The following is a 17324-nucleotide window of genomic DNA, read 5'->3' as shown; positions in this document are numbered from 1 at the left end:
GTTTAGTCCTCGGTATATGTCACGCAAGCGCGTGGCGACTCCCAGACACAGACGGCAGAAAGATGCACGGAGTCGTTGCAAAATATTTCACGTTGCTTTAGCTCTTGGTAGATATATCGAGCGATATTCTCTGCCGTTGGATTGATTTCTGAAAAAGGTGCGAGCTCATTCAAGAAGCGGTGATCGAGTGAATTGACGACTTCTTGGAGCATTGCTTTCGCCGCCTTGAAGTCTATGAGCATCCCCAATTCATCCAATCTGCTGCCGGAAATCTTCAGTTCTACCTTCCAGTTGTGTCCGTGCAGGCGGTCACATTTTCCTGGATAATTCACGATGCGATGTGCAGCTTCAAATTCTTCTTCGACCTTGATTTCAAACATAAAAATCGCTCCTTGGAAAACAGGCTGCCGCAGAGATTGCGGCAGCCTGTCAATGCTTATTGATTGGATACATCTCGTCCCATCGTCGTATTCTTTACGTTACCGACGATGTCGTCGTAACTCATGGCTCGCGTATGCTGCGTATGACTCCATTCATGTTCGTTTCTATGGATGAAACCGAGGAAGATGATGGGTACCCACGAATAGATGAATACGGGGTAAAGCAGCATGTAGAACCAAGCCTTCCATTTGACTTGAATCTTAAGAAGGATGATCATGGGCAAGATGTATTGACCGAGCATGATCGCTGTCATGAGCTGGGAAGGAATGATATTGTAGATGTTCGTGTAGAACGGCGGAAATGCTGATTGTATGTAGCTGATAACGATGAAGAAGGTGGAGATCATCAAGAAGTGTGGCTGCAGGAGGTAGAGACAACCATCCAAGATGCGTATGTCACGACGCTTGATTCCCTCTCGCAACATCTTCGGAATGTAGCGATGCGCCACGTCGAATTGTCCTTGTGCCCAACGTTTGCGCTGTCGCCATGACTGCATGAATGTCAGCGGCTTTTCATCGTACACAATGGCATCGTGCGCCCATGTCGTCTTGATTCCTTCCGCCAAGGACTTCATCGTAAATTCCATGTCTTCCGTCAGGCATGTGGCACGCCAACCGTAGCGCTCAAGGACGTCCGTTGTAATGCACATGCCCGTACCGCCGAGCACAGCGGAAAGCCCGATGTTCGTCTTTGCCAAATGACTGATATGGTCGATGACCCAGAAAGCGATGGCGAATGTCCCCGCCACCCATGTATCGTAAGGGTTTTTGGCATCAAGGTATCCTTGAATGATGCGATCGCCCTTGCAAAGTCGGTTGTTCATTTCCATAAGGAAGCGTGGGTGTACGAGATTGTCCGCATCAAAAACGACGACGGCATCGTACTTCTTTTCCATTTTGAAGAGACGCTCGAACATCCATTCCATGGCAAAGCCTTTGCTCTTTTTCGTCGGATGCGTCCTTTCACAGACGATGCTGCCATAACCGCGTGCAATTTCTGCCGTGTTGTCGTCACAGTTGTCGGCGATGACAAAGACATCGTAAAGTGTCTTTGGATAATCCAACGATTGTAGATTTTGCAGCAGCTGCCCTATGACAGCGCTTTCGTTGTGCGCGGCAATAATGACGGCGAAGGTTTTTTTTGGCGTTAGGATCTTGTTTTCTTTTCTGCGCCACATGCCGCAGAAACCGATGAAAAAGTAGTACAGTGTGAACAAGAGTATGATGACCTGCAAAGGAACCATCACGATGTCAAACACATGATTCATAAAAGTCTTTCCCCTTTATTTCGCGACAAATGATGTCTTATTTCCGAAAAAGCAGCGACAAGCTGAAATTGAAAAGACCAAAGACAGAGTATGTGCTGAAAACGGCAAAGAGAACAGCACTCACGATTGCTTCGCGTCCAAGGAAAAGGATCGCGGCAAAAAAGAGTACGGCGAAGATTTTTGAGGCAAGAAAGATCTTTTCTCCCTTCCCCTTGAAGTCCGGATAGTGCACCTCACTGATCATCAAGTAGGCAACAACGATCATCACGAGAGGAAATGCAGGCTCAAGGGATGACGTCTCCATGCCAATGGAACGAAAAAACCAGATGGCCGTTGCAACGAGACAGCCTCCCGCTGGAATTGCAAGCCCCATGAAGAAACCGTGCACGACGGCGACATTCACATTGAAACGAGCCAAGCGCCAAGCGCCGCAAAGGGCGAAGGCAATGGCAACCGCCCAGCCAAAGTAATCGAGATCCTTGAGACAGTAGGTATAGGCGAGAAAAGCTGGCGCGACGCCGAAAGAAACGAGGTCACACAGAGAGTCCATCTCCTTGCCAATCTCACTGCTCACGCCGAAGAAGCGTGCCGCCCTTCCATCCAAGCCGTCGGCGACAAGTGCAAGCAGGATGAATACGGTGCTCCAAGTATAATTGGCGTTGTATGTGGAAAGAATCGAACAAAAACCTAGTACAAGATTGGCTGAAGTCAATATATTGGGAATCAAGCTTTTATACATGTCTCACTGAGCCTCCCGATCACGGTTTCGCCGCCGACCACTTTGTCGCCCTTCTTTACAAAGATCTCCACTTCCTCGGGCACGACGAGTTCCGTACACGAACCGAAGCGGATCAATCCGTACAGTTCTCCCTTTTCCAGTACATCGTCCAGCGTGACCCAAGAAACGATACGTCGCGCCAAGATGCCGGCAATCTGCGTGACCGTTACGCGCAGACGCGGATTTTCTATGCCGATCATATGACGTTCATTTTCAAATCCCACGGAATCTTTGTAAGCTGGTTTGAATCGACCGCAAACATATTTTTGAATCTTGATTTCGCCCTCAATGGGACTGCGATTCACATGAACGTCAAATACCGAGAGGAAAATGACGACCTTTTTACACCGCTGCTTGAGAAAATCATCGTCATCAAGCGAGACGACCTCCTGTACGGTTCCATCTGCCGGGGAAACGATGGAAAGGGGATCTGAGGGAATCTCCCTCTTCGGATTGCGGAAAAAGTAAGCAAAGTAAAAAGCAAGAACGACAAGCGGTATTGCAAGATACGGATGCACTGCCAATCCGAGAATCCCTCCGAGAACGAGGGCACTGAGGATGAAGACATATCCCTCGCGAACAACCGGGAATATCGACATAGGCATTACCTCCATACAATATCTATGCAACACAAGAATCTGCAGATACTCAGCATCTCTGCAGATTCAGCATATCAGAAAACTTCTTTTACTAATTATAGACGAGCGCCCTTTCTTTGTCCACTCTTTTTGTATGCCATGACCTTGAATACGAAGCGCGGCAATGCCATGAGCCGCCCCGCTCTCTTCGGCTGCATAACCCCGCGAAAAAGCCATTCGAGCTTCGCTTTCTGCATCCAGTGCGGCGCACGCTTCATGACGCCTGCCATAACGTCGAAAGTGCCGCCGACACCCATGGATACAGGAACGGCAAGTTCGTGCAAATGTGCGGCAAGCCACTTCTCCTGCTTCGGAACGCCCAATGCGACGAGCAGTATGTCAGGCTTCGCCTCCTGAATCTCACGCAAAATTTGAGGCTCGTCATCTGAGGAGAAAAAGCCGTTCCGAACACCGACAACTTCAATGCCCGGATAGAGTTTTTCCGCTTTCGTCTTTGCCTTTTCTGCAACGCCCGGAGCAGCGCCGAAGAAAAACAGACGATACCCCTTCTGAGGAGCTTTGCGCATGAGTTCTTGGGCAAGATCGTAGCCTGCGACACGTTCCGGCATGAGATGCCCGAGATGGTGTGCAGCCCAAACCGTTCCTGCACCGTCGGGTACGACGAGGGCAGCATCGTTCAAGATGTTTTTTAGCTCGCGATCATACGTTGCTCGCATGAGCATTTCTGCATTCGCCGTAGCGATGAGGACGGAATTTCTTTCTTCGATAAAGGTTTGAATCCTTTTGACTGCCTCGCCCATCGTTAGTGAATCGACATGTACGCCTAAAATATCAACCTTTTTTTTCGACATACGGCATACCTCCCACATGAACGGGCATATCCCAAAAATGCTGCGCCTGTTCGATGTCGCGATGAATTTGTGCCACGAGCGCGTCCACACCGGAAAATTTCTTTTCGTCACGGAGTTTTCCCAAGAAGTCCACGCAGATTTTCTGGCCATAAAGATTGCCGTTAAATTGCATAAGGTGAACTTCCAAACGACGCTCCACTTCTTCAAATGTAGGATTTGAGCCGATATTGGCGACGCCCGGATAAACAGCATCGTCGAAATGCACGCGGACAGCATAGACGCCGTTCGGCAAAAGCGCATAAGAATCATCCAAGGCAATATTGGCGGTCGGGAAGCCTAGCTTGCGCCCGCGCTGCTCTCCGTAAGTAACAATGCCTGTATAGTCAAGCGGCCACTTTAAATATTGATTGACGAGATCAATATTTCCCTCTGCAATCAAGGAGCGGATTCGAGTGCTGCTCACCATCTTCCCATCACGCAGCACGGAATTTCCAATACGGGATACGAAGCCAAATTCTTCCCCCCGCTGCTGCAAGAATGCAGAATCACCTGTTCCTTGGAAGCCGAAGGTGTAATTCGCGCCCACGACGACATAAGCAGGGGAGAAATTCTCCTGCAGCAGTTTGAGGAAACCTGTAGCTGATATAGCTGCGAAATTCTTCGTAAAAGGAACATTCATGAGGATGTCCACACCGAGTTTTTCTATGATTGCTTCTTTTGACGCTGTATTGCGAATCATCTTTGGAGCGCGCTCGGGGAAAATGACAGAGAGAGGATGCTCTTGGAAAGTAAACGCCATACTGACGCCATGGATGTCGGCTGCAAGCTCCCTCGCTCTTTGCAATATACTTTGATGTCCGATATGGACGCCGTCAAAAGTTCCCAGTGCAATGACGATTCCTTGGTAGGAATCGGATAGATGTTTGATTTTTGAAAATCGCAGCATGGATCAAACTCCCTGTAATCAAAACGCCTTCAATCCGACATCTCTCGAAAGACCTTGAGCGGATAAAGCTCTCGCTTGGCAGCTTCATAGCGTCCCATGCCAAGGAAGCGGTTTCTCCCATAGACACGCAGGATGCTTTCCTTGGCATCGAAATCTATGTTGCCCGTCGAGAGTCCGTTGACGAAAGCCGTGATGCGATGTTCCGGCATGTCAAAGCGCGGCAGATGCTCGACGGCCTTCTCCGCAGGAAGGAGCGCCGCTTCACCTGAATGTGCAAGTTCTTCCAAGGAAAAGGCGTCATGCAGATGAAAATTGCCGACGCGCGTGCGCAGCAGGAATCCCATCGTCGCGGGAATCTTTATGCTTTCGCCAAAATCGCAGCAAAAACTGCGCACGTAAGTGCCTTTTGAGCAGTCCATATCGAGAACGATGCGTGAAGCATGGAATGCAACAAGGCGCAAAGCATGAATCGTCACTTGCCGCAAGGGCATCTCTACGGTCTGATTTTCGCGTGCGAGCTGATACGCCCTTTTCCCTTGCAACTTAATTGCTGAATAAACGGGGGGACGCTGTTGGATAACGCCGATAAAACCTTGCAAAGAGGCAAGTAGTTCCTCTCGTTTCGGCAAGGTGAAGTCTTTCATGCGCTCAATGATTTTGCCGCTGTCATCGCCCGTGTCTGTAGAAAAGCCAAGCAACAATTCCAGCCGGTAAGATTTATCGGTTGAAGACATGTACTCGACAAGCCGCGCGGCGTTGCCAAGAGCGATGGGCAGGACGCCTGCGGCGCCCGGATCAAGGGTTCCCGCATGTCCCACACGCTTCGTATGGAAGATTTTGCGAACCTGTCCTACGACATCATGCGAGGACATGCCAGGAGGCTTCAGGACATTGAGAAAGCCTGCTGCCATCACGTTTCCATCGCTTTCTCAAGCGCTTCGAGAATTGTCCTTTTCGCTTCGATAAAATTCATTTTGAGCGTACAACCGGCCGCTCTCTCGTGTCCGCCACCGGAAAATGCCGCAGCTACCTTGCTGACGTTCGTTTTCTTGGAACGCATGCTGACGCGGAAAACACCGTCCTCTTTCCACTTCAAGAGAACGGAAACATCCGTGCCCTCGATGACGCGCAAAGAGTCGATCAATCCTTCTGTGGAATCAAGCGACTCGGCTGCAGTGCGATCGAGAAAGATGCCTGCAAGTTTGCCGCCGAAAAGAAGCTCCGCCCCTTCGAGCGCCTTTGCCATGCCGATTACGCGGACAAACGGCTTTGCTTCAACGGCTTCCGATATGATGCCCGGTTCTGCACCGCGTTCCAAAAGGTCGGCTGCTGCACGCATGGTGAAGGGCGTCGTATTGGGAAAGCGGAAGAATCCCGTATCCGTCGCCAATCCCGTATAGACTGCCATAGCGATGTCCTTCGTGATTTTTGCATTCATTTCCTGCAGCAACTGATAGATGATTTCTGCCGTTGCCGCGCTGTCCGCGTCGAGATAGACCGCCGGACAAGCAAGAGCATTCGTGACATGATGATCGATATTGAGAATCCGCGTCGGAGAAAAGGCCTCGGTCACATCGCCTGTGCGATCAATGCTCGTATCGAGAATGAGCAGCAGGTCGATTGGCTCTTTTTCGCCAGTTTCAGCAACTGTCGGCTTTTCGATGATATCACAGGCATTGAGAAAGGCGAAATTCCTAGGGATGTCGTCATCGATGACGACGCGCACCTGCTTTCCCAGATCGCGCAAATAGTGCATGACACCCAAGGACGATCCGATGGCGTCTCCATCGGGATTGACATGCGCCGTAATGACGATGTTCTGCGCTTCCTGAAGCAATGTGCCGGCTTCTTTTAATGAAATCCGCATAGTTCTCACTCTTCCGTCTTGTCGTTCCTGTTCAATCCCATCAACAGTTCTTGAATATGCGAGCTGTAGGCAAGAGAATCGTCGAGCGCAAAGGAAATCTCCGGCGTAAAGCGCAGTCGTATGCGTTTGCCGATTTCTCGCCGAATGAAGCCCAGGGAGCTTTTGAGTCCCTGCAAGGTATCTTTCAAAGCCTCATCTTTTCCCATGATGCTCACAAAAATCTTCGCTTCTCGAAGGTCTCCCGTCATCTCCACTTTCGTCACAGTGACAAAGCCAATGCGCGGATCTTTCAACTCCTGCAGGATGATCTGACTGATTTCCTGCTTCATCAGTTCCTGCACCTTTTCTATGCGAAGCTGGCTCAATTCTTCTCACATCCTTCAAGCATCGTTTTCAGCGGGGGCATCCTTCTTCGTCTGCTCCTGTTGATCGCGTCTCTTGGCAGCTTCTTTGTTCACTTCCGTGATAGATGTCTCAATCTCTTCCATCGTATACGCCTCGATGATGTCGCCTTCCTGGAAATCGCGGTAATCCTTGATCGTAATGCCGCATTCGTAGCCGGCCGCCACTTCTTTCACATCATCTTTAAAGCGGCGCAAAGAATCGAGATCGCCGTCAAACGCTACGATGTTGTCGCGAAGGATGCGGATCTTCGAGGAATTTGTGATCTTTCCTTCGAGGACATAGGAGCCTGCAACGAGCGCCTTGGAGAATTTCATAACCTGGCGGATTTCCACCTTGCCCTGCACGACTTCCTTATACTTCGGTGCGAGCATGCCGGACATGGCGTCCTTGACATCGTTCAACGCATCGTAAATGACGCGATATGTACGGATATCGATGCTTTCCGCATCCGCCACACGACGGGCGTTGGCGTCAGGGCGCACGTTGAATGCGATGATGAGCGCGTTGGAGGCAGTGGCGAGCATGACATCAGACTCATTGACGGCACCGACGCCGGAATGAACGATATTGACGCGCACTTCGTCGTTCTTATTGAGGGAGAGCAAGGAGTTCGCCAATGCTTCCACAGAACCCTGCACGTCGGCCTTGATGACGATGTTGAGATCCTTGATGTTGCCGTCCTGAATCTGCTGAAAGAGGTCATCCAAGGAGACTTTCTTGCTTCGGATGAGCTCGGTGCGCTTCTTTTCAATGCGCTTGCTTGCGATGGAGCGTGCGAGCTTCTCGTCAAGCGATGCGAGCACGTCTCCCGCTTCAGGAACATCGGAAAGACCGAGTACTTCTACGGGGACGGACGGCCCCGCCTTCTTCACGTTCTCCCCGCGATCATTGATCATCGCACGCACCTTGCCGAAGGTCGTGCCAGCGATGATGGAATCGCCGATTCGCAGCGTACCGTTCTGCACGAGGACGGTCGCGACCGGGCCACGCCCCTTGTCAAGCTGCGCCTCAATGATGACGCCGCGCGCATCACGATTCGGATTTGCCTTGAGTTCCTTGACCTCAGCGACAAGGAGAACCATTTCAAGAAGATCGTTTATACCTTGTTTCTGCTTTGCGGAAACAGGCACCATGATGGTATCGCCGCCCCAGTCCTCAGGAATGAGCTCGTGCTCGGACAGCTCCTGCTTCACATGCTCGGGATTCGCTCCGGGCTTGTCGATCTTGTTGATCGCGACGATGATGGGCACGCCCGCCGACTTGGCATGGTTGATGGCCTCGACGGTCTGCGGCATGACGCCGTCGTCTGCGGCGACGACGAGGATCGCGATGTCCGTAACCTGTGCGCCGCGCGCGCGCATGGCAGTGAACGCCTCATGGCCGGGCGTATCGAGGAAGACAATCTTCTTCCCTTGGCACATGACCTGATACGCACCAATATGCTGTGTGATGCCGCCCGCCTCGTGCGTCGAGACGGATGTCTTGCGAATGGCATCGAGGAGCGACGTCTTGCCGTGGTCGACATGTCCCATGACGGTTACGACCGGCGGACGAACGACGAGCGACTTGGGATCATCCTCGATCTCGGGAATCTCCGTTGGATCCGTCTCGGGCGGCAATTCCTCACAGGTGACGCCGAATTCGATGGCGACGAGCGCCGCCGTCTCATAGTCGATTTCCTGGTTGATCGTCGCCATGATGCCCATGAGCATGAGCTTCTTGATGACTTCGGTCGCCGTATAGCTCATCTTGCTCGCAAGATCCTTGACGGCAATGCTCTCACCGACCTTGATGTGTGTCGGATGGGCGATCTCCACTTTGGGAGCTTGCTGCTTCTGGCGTTGGTTGTTGCGGCCGCGATTGTTCTTGTTGCCAAACTTGCCGCGATTGTTGGCGCCGCCGCGATTATTCCAACCGCCCGCATTATTCGCATTGCCGGCACCTGCGGCATTGCCGCTGCGATTTCGATTGCTGCCCTGTACATTGTTGTTGCGCTGGTTGGTATTGCCGCCGCGCTTGTCCTGCGAAGGTCGCTTCGCTGCGTTGGCGCCGTTTGAGGAGGCCGCTCCTTGTCCGCGTTTCTGTTGAGGTGCGCTGCCTTGACGCGGGCGGTTCGTCGCTGCAGCAGGAGCAGAGCCGTTGCTGCTGCGACTCTGTCTGCGGTCATTCGCGTTCTTTTGCGGTTGGCCTTGGACTTGCTGTCTCGGCTTATTTTGAGACGCTTTTCTTGCTGCATCCGCCACAGGCGCCTTCGGTGCGTCAGAGACGGTCTTCTTCGGTGCAAAAGCGCGTGCAACTACCGCCCGCTCCTCTTCGCCAACGCTGCTCATATGGTTTGCCACACGGAATTTATTGCGCGTCAAAATGTCAAGGACAACCTTGCTTTCCGTATGGAACTCTTTTGCTAATTCATAAACTCTATACTTCGACATCGATCCACCCCCGCTGATATCAGCTTTCTTTAGACGCCGCTTCATCTTGGAAAATTTCTTTTCTCAGCGTCTCGTATATGGCGGCTTCCATCTTGCTCTTGAAAGCCCGCTCAAAGCCATGCTCCTTTTCCGCACGGCGGAAACATTCTTCGTTTCGGCAAATATATGCTCCCCGTCCAGGGCTTTTGCCTGTCATATCTACGGAATATACATTTTCCGGGCTTCGGACGACACGAATCATATCCTTTTTCGGATGAACCGTACGACAGCCCAAGCACATGCGTTCCGGAATCTTTTTCTGACCTTTCATGTTAGTCGCCCTCAGCCGTAAAGGATTCCTCGCCTGTCACTTCAATGACGCTCATGGACTCATCGAGCGTCTCTGCCGCAGCCTGCTCTTCATTTTTGATATCGATTTTCCAGCCTGTCAGTTTGGCCGCCAAGCGGACGTTCTGTCCTTCCTTGCCGATGGCAAGAGAAAGCTGATAGCCGGGCACCACGACACGCGACTCCTTCGCCTCTTCATTGATTGCCACGGAAATGACTTTTGCAGGGCTCAAGGCGTTCGCGATGAACTTTGCAGGCTCGGGATTCCACTTGACAATATCAATTTTTTCATTTCTCAGCTCATCGACGATCGCCTGCACGCGCATCCCTTTGTGACCGACGCTGGAGCCTACGGGATCGACATTCTCATCCTTGGAATAGACGGCGATCTTTGAGCGCATGCCCGGTTCTCGCGCCACGGACTTGATTTCCACGACACCTTCTTGAATCTCGGGAACTTCAAGCTCGAAAAGCCTCTTCAAAAGCCCTGGATGCGTTCTCGATACGAGCACCCGCGGCCCTTTGACCGTCTTGCAGACCTCGATGATATATGCCTTGATGCGATCGCCGTGGTGGTACTCTTCCCCCGGGATCTGCTCTGTCGCTGTGAGGACAGCTTCCGTTTTGCCGAGGTCGATGAATACATTCTTTGCTTCTACGCGCTGCACACGACCCGTGACGATATCGCCGTCACGATTGGAAAATTCCTCATAGACGATGCCGCGTTCCGCTTCGCGTATATGCTGCACGACGACCTGCTTCGCCGTCTGTGCTGCGATGCGCCCGAACGTTGCAGGAGTCACCTCCAGTTCGATCTTGTCATCAACCTCATAATTGGGATTGATGGCGCGCGCATCTGCAAGAGAAATCTGTCGGGCGTCGTCCTCAACCTCTTCAACGACGGTTTTCGTTGCATAAACATGGTATTTTCCTGTCATGCGATCCAAGGCGACGCGCACTTGTTCGGCAGTCTTGAAGTCTTTCAGGTAAGCAGAACTCAGAGCCGCTTCGATTGCGGCGAAAAGCACCTCGGCTTCCAAGCCCCGCTCCTTTCCCAAAGCATGTACGGCTTCCAAAAAGTCCCCGTCGTTATCCTTCTTCTTTACCTTCTCTTTCCTGCTGGCCAAAGCTCTTCCTCCCAATGCTTAAAAATCTATGTGCAAACGCACCTGTGCTATTTTTTCCAAAGACAATTCTTTTTCCCCATCCAGCACGATGGCATTCTTTCCCGGGTCGTATCCTGTAAGCGTTCCCACCCACGTCTTTTTGCTGTCGACAGGCGCATAGAATGTCACATCTACTGCTTTCCCCTGCTCGCGTTCAAAGTCGCGCGCTTTTTTCAAGACGCGGTCGAGTCCTGGAGATGATACTTCGAGGATATACGCCTCCGTCAGCAAATCTTTTTCATCAAGAATCTGCTCAAGCGTTTCGCTGACCCTCTGACAGTCGTCAATCTCAATGCCGCCTTCTTTATCGAGGTAGACGCGCAAATACCAGTCGCGCTCCTTGACATACTCGACATCGACAACTTCCAAATTGGAATCCTGAACGATCTCTTGTACGATAGCCTCAACGGCCTCTTCTATGTGTTTTGCCACAAAAGCCCTCCTCTTTTGCCGCGCATATTGCAGCCCGTTGTGTTAAACGGGCTCTTGTGCATAAGATTAAAGAGTGGGCGAACGCCCACTCTTCATACAAACGACTTAAATTGACTCTTGTCATTTTACCATCAATCGAAAGAAATGTAAACAGTGAAATCTATGCAAACCGGATTTACGTTACGTTACGCTTCCCCCAAGATACGAACTTCGGGAAACAGCTTGACGTGATGCTTTTCAAAGACACGGTCTTGTACTTGCCGGATAAGCTCCAGCACATCCTTCGCCGTAGCATCTCCTGCGTTCACGACGAATCCTGCATGTTTATCAGAAACCTGCGCTCCGCCAACAGTGAAGCCCTTGAGTCCTGTCTGTTCAATCAAAGTTCCTGCATAGTGTCCTTCGGGGCGCTTGAACGTGCTGCCGGCACTTGGCATCTCCAATGGCTGTTTGCTTTCCCTGCGCTCGGTGAAGCCGGCGATCTTTTCTTTGATTTCCGCTGCATTGCCTGGCGCAAGAGTCAGGTCAACCTCACAGATTGCACAGCCGTTCTCTTGAAATATACTGTGACGATAGCCGAAATCCAATTCATTTGCCGCAAACTGCACGATCTCCCCTTTTGGAGAAATCGCGCGAACAGCAGAAACGATGTTCTTCATTTCTCCGTCGTAAGCCCCGGCATTCATAAATACGGCTCCACCTATGCTTCCTGGTATACCACAGGCAAATTCCATGCCGGAAAGACTGTTTTCAGCCGCAAATCCTGATACATCACGGAGAAGCGCACCTGCTCCTGCCGTAAGTGTATTCTTCTTCTTCCGAATGGTAGAAATCGGAGAATTAAACTTGATGACGACACCGCGAATCCCCTTGTCCAATACGAGCACGTTTGATCCATTGCCAAGAATCACAAAGGGAATGTCATGTCTTTTCAAACATTGGAAAACGAACGCTACATCTTCCATGGATGCAGGCAAGATCAAGCAGTCCGCCGGCCCGCCGATTCGAAATGTCGTATGATCCTTCATCGGTTCATTTAAGAGGATATGCTCTGGTGCCATTCGACTGCGAATCTCGTCAACAAATTTCTGATTGCTTTGCAAATCCATTCAGCCCCATCTCAAAATCGTTTTCTTCTCGTAACTGTAAACAAGATACTTTTCCCATCACGCTTTCCTCAACTTTCATGCCAATGCCCAGAAGAGTCAAGTCCTGGAAAGCCGATCTGGCGCATGGCTTCATAGGCCACGATGGCAGCGGCGCTCGAAAGATTCAAGGAACGTGCTCCGGGACGCATGGGAATGCGAATGCAGTCTTCCCAGTGCTCTTCAAGCAGAGTTTCAGGAATTCCCGCAGTTTCCTTGCCGAAAACAAGTAGGTCATCTTCCGCATAAGATACGGCGTCGTAAGATCGAGGCGCTTTTTTTGAGCAGTAATAAAATTGTCGGCCGGCAAAAAGACGCAGAACCTCGGAGAAATTTTCGTGATAATGCACCTTCACCAAGTGCCAATAGTCGAGTCCCGCACGCTTCAGATACTTGTCCTCGACCGAGAATCCCAAAGGTTTGACGAGATGCAGTTCTATACCGCTGACAGCGCAGAGACGCGCGATATTTCCCGTGTTGCCGGGGATCTCCGGCTCAATCAAAACGATATGCAAGAATGCCTCCCGTGCTTACTGCAGAACAGCGCCCGTGCTCGCCGATGTCGTGAGTTTGGCGTAGCGAGCGAGGTATCCTGTCTTAATCTTCGGCTCCGGCTTCTTCCATGCTGCCTTGCGCCGTGCAAGCTCGTCATCACTGACTTCCAAGCGCAGCGAGCGATTGGGGATGTCAATCGAGATGATGTCCCCGTCTTCAATAAGCGCGATGGGACCTCCCGCCATGGCTTCAGGAGAGATATGCCCGATGCAGGCTCCCTGACTCGCCCCGCTGAAACGTCCATCCGTGATGAGTGCCACCTTCAGCCCCATGCCTGTGATGACGGCCGTCGGATTCAACATCTCCTGCATGCCAGGGCCACCCTTAGGGCCTTCGTAGCGGATGACGACGACATCACCGTCGTGAATCTCTCCAGCCATGATGGCGTTGACGCCGGCCTCCTCCGAGGAAAAACACTTCGCCGTTCCCTTATAGACGAGCATATCTTCAGCCACAGCTGACGCTTTGACAACGGCGTAGTCCGGTGCCAGATTTCCCTGCAAAATTGCAAGGCCTCCCTGCTTGCGGTAAGGGTCGTCGACCGTGCGGATGACATCGGGGCGCACGATCTTCGCATTCTTGATGCGCTCTGCCACCGTGCCCGTGACGGTCAAAGCGTCGAGATGAATGAGTCCCTTGCGCGAAAGCTCCTTCATGACGGCGGGCAAGCCCCCCGCCTCATTGAGATCCTGCATGTGATGCTTCCCTGCTGGACTGAGCTTCGTCAGATATGGCGTGCGGCGGCTGATTTCGTCGAAGAGCGGCGCAGGAAGCTCTATACCAGCCTCATGGGCAATGGCAGTCAGGTGAAGCACGGTGTTCGAAGAGCCTCCCACGCCCATATCCACCGTGATGGCATTTTCAAAGGCTTCGCGCGTCATGATGTCACGCGGCTTCACATCGTTTTTGATGAGTTCCATGATGACGGCACCCGCACGTTTCGCCAAAAGTCTGCGCGCTCCCGTATAAGCCGCAGGAATCGTGCCGTTGCCCGGCAGCCCCATGCCGAGGACTTCCGTCAAACTGTTCATCGTGTTTGCCGTAAAAAGTCCAGCACAGGAACCGCAGCTCGGACATGCCTGCTCTTCGAGCTCTTCCATGACGCTTTCATCGATGAGTCCTGCGGCAAATTTGCCTGCCGCTTCAAAAGACTGGCTGACGCTGACATCCTGTCCGTGGAAGCGCCCCGCGAGCATCGGTCCGCCGCTGACGACGATCGCCGGAATATTCAAGCGTGCCGCCGCCATCAACATGCCGGGCACGACTTTGTCGCAATTTGGAATGAGAACGAGTCCGTCAAAGCCCGATGCCATTGCCACGGACTCGATGGAGTCGGCGATAAGTTCGCGGCTGGCAAGCGAATACTTCATTCCCGTATGCCCCATGGCAATGCCATCGCAAACACCGATGGCAGGAAATTCTAACGGCGTACCGCCAGCGGCCGCCACACCGAGCTTCGCCGCAGCCGCAATCTCACGCAAGTGGATATGCCCAGGAATCACCTCATTAAATGAGTTGCAAATGCCAATCAGCGGCTTCTGCAAATCCTCAGGACCGTAGCCCATCGCATGGAACAAGGATCGATGCGCACAGCGCGTCGCCCCTTTTTTTACAACATCACTTCTCATAAGTATCCCGCCTATCTATAAAAATACAATTCTTCACGAAACATACCCTAGATTTTATCGCAATTTGCCTTTACATTCAAGAAGTTTATCGAGACTTAGAACTCAATTCCTTTTTGCGCACGTATGCCCTTTTGAAACGGATGCTTTATGAGCCTCATTTCCGTCACGAGATCAGCGCAGTCGATGATGGCAGGCAAGGCGTTCCTCCCCGTCAATACAAGATGAAGATCCGTGGGTTTTTGCGATAAAAGATCCAATACCTCCTGCTCTTCGAGCAAACCGAAGTTCAAGGCATAATTGATTTCATCGAGGATGATCATGTCCCATTGTCCACTCGTCATTTCTGTCAAGGCTTCCTGCAGTGCCGTCCGCGCTTTTTCCCTGTGTACCGCCATTTCTTCTGAAGAAGCGTTCCTTGTAAATCCTATGCCCGTCGGACGGATTTCTATGCGCCCGTCGATTTCGGCAAGAGCCTTGAGCGCGGAAAGTTCGCCATACTTCCAGCTTCCCTTGATAAATTGCAGAATCAGAATGCGAAAGCCGTCGCCCCAAGCGCGCACAGCAAGACCGATTGCCGCCGTCGTCTTCCCTTTTCCCTCACCCGTGTGCACGAGAACAAGTCCTTTTCTTTTCATCACAGATCTCCTTTAACGCATAAGTTTTTTCTCGTCTGTCTATTCCACAAAGTAAAAACATGGTATACTAATACTTTAGTTATTATTATAACCTTTATTTTCTTTTTGTGGTGCTGTTATGAAAAAATTTCTTTTGTTTACCTTCGTCATCTTATTCTTTACCTTTCTCTGTATTTTTTTGACGGAGAAAACCGATGTGCTCGGCCTGCGCAACATACCGTTCGACCCAATTTTTGAAAACAAGGGCGACCATGTCGTGATTTCATGGAAAAGGCTTCCCTATCCATGCTTCTACCGAATCGAAGCGCTTTCCAAGACGACGGGACTTGTTGAAGGCGAGCCGGAATATCATGCCTTTGAGTCTGAGTTGACTTTCAAGGCTTCCTACGAGATGCCCGCGACGCCGATTCCCATGTATTACCGCATCACGGCATTCGGGATGTTCGGGCAGCTCACACCTCCTTCCAATGTTGTTGAAAATCCAAATTTCAAAGAGCCGCTGCGGCCGCGTCCCATCTTCGAATACACGAAAGATCATCCGGCAAGCCGCAAGCCTTTCCTCATCTGGCACAGCATTCCCGGAGCCGTCTGCTACGAGTTAGAAATTCTCTCGGACAAGCCCGATGCCGAAGGCGGTACAGTAATGTCGCGCAAGAATCATCTTTACAGTACGAGACAGATATTTACAAATGGCTATCAGGTCGATCTTACACCTTTTGTAAATGGCGAGACGGGCATCTTGTATTGGCGTGTGCGCGCGCTTGGCTTCCACCATGAAACGATTGGCGAATTCTCCGAGGCTGAGCCGATTTATATCAAGGCCGATGAACCACTGCCAACAAAACCCTTGATCAACAACTTCGATCAAATGCCGAATGCGACAGAACCTGTTTATCCCGTTTATCAATGGATACCTCTGAACGGCTGTGAGAATTATGAAGTTGAGCTTATGGTCACTCCTCCTGCATCCGACGAAAACAACAATACGCAGCCTGCCAAAAATCGTCAATGGGCGCAAAAGGTTGAAGGTGCCTTCAGCTGTTACGATGAATACCCGCGTCCCTATGCCGGAGAATATTATTGGCGCGTGCGTGCGATTGACGCAAATGGCAATACAATCGGCACATATTCGGACGTGGAGAAATTTACCGTAAAAGAAAAAAACAGTCGCATTTTTGCCGCCGCTTTCGGCGACAGCATTACGCATGGCGGCGGAGCTTTATCATTTTCTCCCATTGACCTTGAGTACAGTTTTACAACCTACCTTGATTTTCCCACTGTCAACATTGGGCGAAGCGGCGATACGGCGCATACGTCGATGCTCCGTTTTGAGAAAGACGTTCTATATTTCCATCCCTACAACCTTTTGATACTCACAGGATCGAACAGTCTGCGAGCCGAAGAAATCAGCGCCGAACAAATCATCTCCGATCTCGACGCTATCAAAAAGAAGTGTGAGGCGAACGACATTCGACCGATCTTCCTCACGCTCATGCCCATCAACCCGAAGAATATCCGCAGCGCATTCCATGCGGATACCGATCCTCTGTGGCAGCAAAAACTTGCACGAGTCAATGCTTATATCCGCAGCCAGAAGTATTACGTCGATCTGGAACCTTACTTTTATGATGTGAATCATACTGTCATGGCGCCGGAGCTTTCCGTAGACGGCCTTCATCCCGATATTCGCGGCAAGATGCTCATGGCGGAAATTATCAACCGTCAGCGAGATTTACTGCGACAATAAGGAACGCCCCATGGTCACGCGACGACCATGGGGCGTTCTTAATGAAATTGCTCGGATATGTGAATACGGGCGACTGAATTTATGAGTGCTTCCTTTGTTGTCG

Annotated in this window: 18 protein-coding genes; 1 reads left to right on the top strand and 17 read right to left on the bottom strand. The window is 51.3% G+C overall.

Annotation, left to right across the window (positions count from 1 at the left end):
• Positions 1–2: 2 nt before the first annotated feature.
• From queD to cobO, 17 genes are all read right to left on the bottom strand, one after another.
• On the bottom strand, positions 3–380 hold the full coding sequence (gene queD, locus RWS31_RS08865) for a 6-carboxytetrahydropterin synthase QueD (RefSeq protein ID WP_314597629.1): 378 nt from the start codon (positions 378–380) through the stop codon (positions 3–5).
• Positions 381–436: 56 nt separating this feature from the next.
• Entirely contained in the window at positions 437–1708 is a 1272-nt protein-coding gene (locus RWS31_RS08860; protein ID WP_006192370.1) for a glycosyltransferase family 2 protein, read from the bottom strand.
• A gap of 37 nt (positions 1709–1745) precedes the next feature.
• Positions 1746–2447 (bottom strand): CDP-diacylglycerol--serine O-phosphatidyltransferase, encoded by a 702-nt coding sequence (gene pssA / locus RWS31_RS08855; protein WP_006192369.1) that lies wholly within the window; start codon positions 2445–2447, stop codon positions 1746–1748.
• Positions 2432–3085 (bottom strand): phosphatidylserine decarboxylase family protein, encoded by a 654-nt coding sequence (locus RWS31_RS08850; RefSeq protein ID WP_314597709.1) that lies wholly within the window; start codon positions 3083–3085, stop codon positions 2432–2434. The genes pssA and RWS31_RS08850 overlap by 16 nt, the downstream gene beginning before the upstream one ends.
• Before the next feature lie 95 nt (positions 3086–3180).
• The gene (locus RWS31_RS08845; protein WP_314597625.1) at positions 3181–3936 is read right to left on the bottom strand and encodes a WecB/TagA/CpsF family glycosyltransferase; all 756 of its coding nucleotides are present in this window, start codon (positions 3934–3936) and stop codon (positions 3181–3183) included.
• Positions 3917–4882, bottom strand: a complete 966-nt coding sequence (ribF, locus tag RWS31_RS08840; protein WP_314597623.1) for a riboflavin biosynthesis protein RibF — start codon at positions 4880–4882, stop codon at positions 3917–3919. The genes RWS31_RS08845 and ribF overlap by 20 nt, the downstream gene beginning before the upstream one ends.
• 29 nt (positions 4883–4911) lie before the next feature.
• The gene (truB, locus tag RWS31_RS08835; protein WP_314597621.1) at positions 4912–5793 is read right to left on the bottom strand and encodes a tRNA pseudouridine(55) synthase TruB; all 882 of its coding nucleotides are present in this window, start codon (positions 5791–5793) and stop codon (positions 4912–4914) included.
• On the bottom strand, positions 5793–6749 hold the full coding sequence (locus RWS31_RS08830) for a bifunctional oligoribonuclease/PAP phosphatase NrnA (protein WP_314597619.1): 957 nt from the start codon (positions 6747–6749) through the stop codon (positions 5793–5795). The genes truB and RWS31_RS08830 overlap by 1 nt, the downstream gene beginning before the upstream one ends.
• Before the next feature lie 5 nt (positions 6750–6754).
• A complete protein-coding gene (rbfA, locus tag RWS31_RS08825; RefSeq protein ID WP_265071565.1) occupies positions 6755–7114 on the bottom strand; it encodes a 30S ribosome-binding factor RbfA in 360 nt (119 codons plus the stop codon).
• Positions 7115–7129: 15 nt separating this feature from the next.
• Positions 7130–9586 (bottom strand): translation initiation factor IF-2, encoded by a 2457-nt coding sequence (gene infB / locus RWS31_RS08820; protein ID WP_314597616.1) that lies wholly within the window; start codon positions 9584–9586, stop codon positions 7130–7132.
• 19 nt (positions 9587–9605) lie between these two features.
• On the bottom strand, positions 9606–9896 hold the full coding sequence (gene rnpM / locus RWS31_RS08815) for an RNase P modulator RnpM (protein ID WP_265071563.1): 291 nt from the start codon (positions 9894–9896) through the stop codon (positions 9606–9608).
• Between the two features lies 1 nt (position 9897).
• Positions 9898–11040: a transcription termination factor NusA gene (gene nusA, locus RWS31_RS08810; protein ID WP_265071562.1), complete on the bottom strand. Its 1143-nt coding sequence runs from the start codon at positions 11038–11040 to the stop codon at positions 9898–9900.
• Between the two features lie 18 nt (positions 11041–11058).
• Positions 11059–11511, bottom strand: a complete 453-nt coding sequence (gene rimP / locus RWS31_RS08805; protein ID WP_314597613.1) for a ribosome maturation factor RimP — start codon at positions 11509–11511, stop codon at positions 11059–11061.
• Positions 11512–11696: 185 nt separating this feature from the next.
• The gene (murB, locus tag RWS31_RS08800; RefSeq protein WP_314597612.1) at positions 11697–12620 is read right to left on the bottom strand and encodes a UDP-N-acetylmuramate dehydrogenase; all 924 of its coding nucleotides are present in this window, start codon (positions 12618–12620) and stop codon (positions 11697–11699) included.
• A gap of 68 nt (positions 12621–12688) precedes the next feature.
• A complete protein-coding gene (locus RWS31_RS08795; protein ID WP_294175264.1) occupies positions 12689–13171 on the bottom strand; it encodes a tRNA (cytidine(34)-2'-O)-methyltransferase in 483 nt (160 codons plus the stop codon).
• A 15-nt stretch (positions 13172–13186) separates the two neighbouring features.
• Positions 13187–14839, bottom strand: a complete 1653-nt coding sequence (ilvD, locus tag RWS31_RS08790) for a dihydroxy-acid dehydratase (RefSeq protein WP_313972067.1) — start codon at positions 14837–14839, stop codon at positions 13187–13189.
• A gap of 95 nt (positions 14840–14934) precedes the next feature.
• A complete protein-coding gene (gene cobO, locus RWS31_RS08785; RefSeq protein WP_314597610.1) occupies positions 14935–15474 on the bottom strand; it encodes a cob(I)yrinic acid a,c-diamide adenosyltransferase in 540 nt (179 codons plus the stop codon).
• A 118-nt stretch (positions 15475–15592) separates the two neighbouring features.
• Here cobO and RWS31_RS08780 point away from each other — a divergent pair, with 118 nt between their 5' ends.
• Positions 15593–17221, top strand: coding sequence for an SGNH/GDSL hydrolase family protein (locus tag RWS31_RS08780; protein WP_314597608.1), 1629 nt, complete (start codon positions 15593–15595; stop codon positions 17219–17221).
• Positions 17222–17324 lie beyond the last annotated feature (103 nt).

It is taken from the genome of uncultured Selenomonas sp. (assembly GCF_963528755.1).
In the GTDB taxonomy this organism is placed as follows: Bacteria; Bacillota; Negativicutes; order Selenomonadales; family Selenomonadaceae; genus Selenomonas.
The sequence above is the reverse complement of the archived record's forward strand: the minus strand, read 5'-3'. Positions and strand labels throughout refer to the sequence as shown.

Bases quoted from the DNA above. Each gene is read 5' to 3' on its own strand.
- RWS31_RS08860 (WP_006192370.1), bottom strand. From the start codon at position 1,708: ATGAATCATGTGTTTGACATCGTGATGGTTCCTTTGCAGGTCATCATA.
- ribF (WP_314597623.1), bottom strand. From the start codon at position 4,882: ATGCTGCGATTTTCAAAAATCAAACATCTATCCGATTCCTACCAAGGA.
- RWS31_RS08850 (WP_314597709.1), bottom strand. From the start codon at position 3,085: ATGTCGATATTCCCGGTTGTTCGCGAGGGATATGTCTTCATCCTCAGT.
- RWS31_RS08830 (WP_314597619.1), bottom strand. From the start codon at position 6,749: ATGCGGATTTCATTAAAAGAAGCCGGCACATTGCTTCAGGAAGCGCAG.
- murB (WP_314597612.1), bottom strand. From the start codon at position 12,620: ATGGATTTGCAAAGCAATCAGAAATTTGTTGACGAGATTCGCAGTCGA.
- truB (WP_314597621.1), bottom strand. From the start codon at position 5,793: ATGGCAGCAGGCTTTCTCAATGTCCTGAAGCCTCCTGGCATGTCCTCG.
- queD (WP_314597629.1), bottom strand. From the start codon at position 380: ATGTTTGAAATCAAGGTCGAAGAAGAATTTGAAGCTGCACATCGCATC.
- pssA (WP_006192369.1), bottom strand. From the start codon at position 2,447: ATGTATAAAAGCTTGATTCCCAATATATTGACTTCAGCCAATCTTGTA.
- infB (WP_314597616.1), bottom strand. From the start codon at position 9,586: ATGTCGAAGTATAGAGTTTATGAATTAGCAAAAGAGTTCCATACGGAA.
- rnpM (WP_265071563.1), bottom strand. From the start codon at position 9,896: ATGAAAGGTCAGAAAAAGATTCCGGAACGCATGTGCTTGGGCTGTCGT.
- RWS31_RS08780 (WP_314597608.1), top strand. From the start codon at position 15,593: ATGAAAAAATTTCTTTTGTTTACCTTCGTCATCTTATTCTTTACCTTT.
- cobO (WP_314597610.1), bottom strand. From the start codon at position 15,474: ATGAAAAGAAAAGGACTTGTTCTCGTGCACACGGGTGAGGGAAAAGGG.
- ilvD (WP_313972067.1), bottom strand. From the start codon at position 14,839: ATGAGAAGTGATGTTGTAAAAAAAGGGGCGACGCGCTGTGCGCATCGA.
- RWS31_RS08845 (WP_314597625.1), bottom strand. From the start codon at position 3,936: ATGTCGAAAAAAAAGGTTGATATTTTAGGCGTACATGTCGATTCACTA.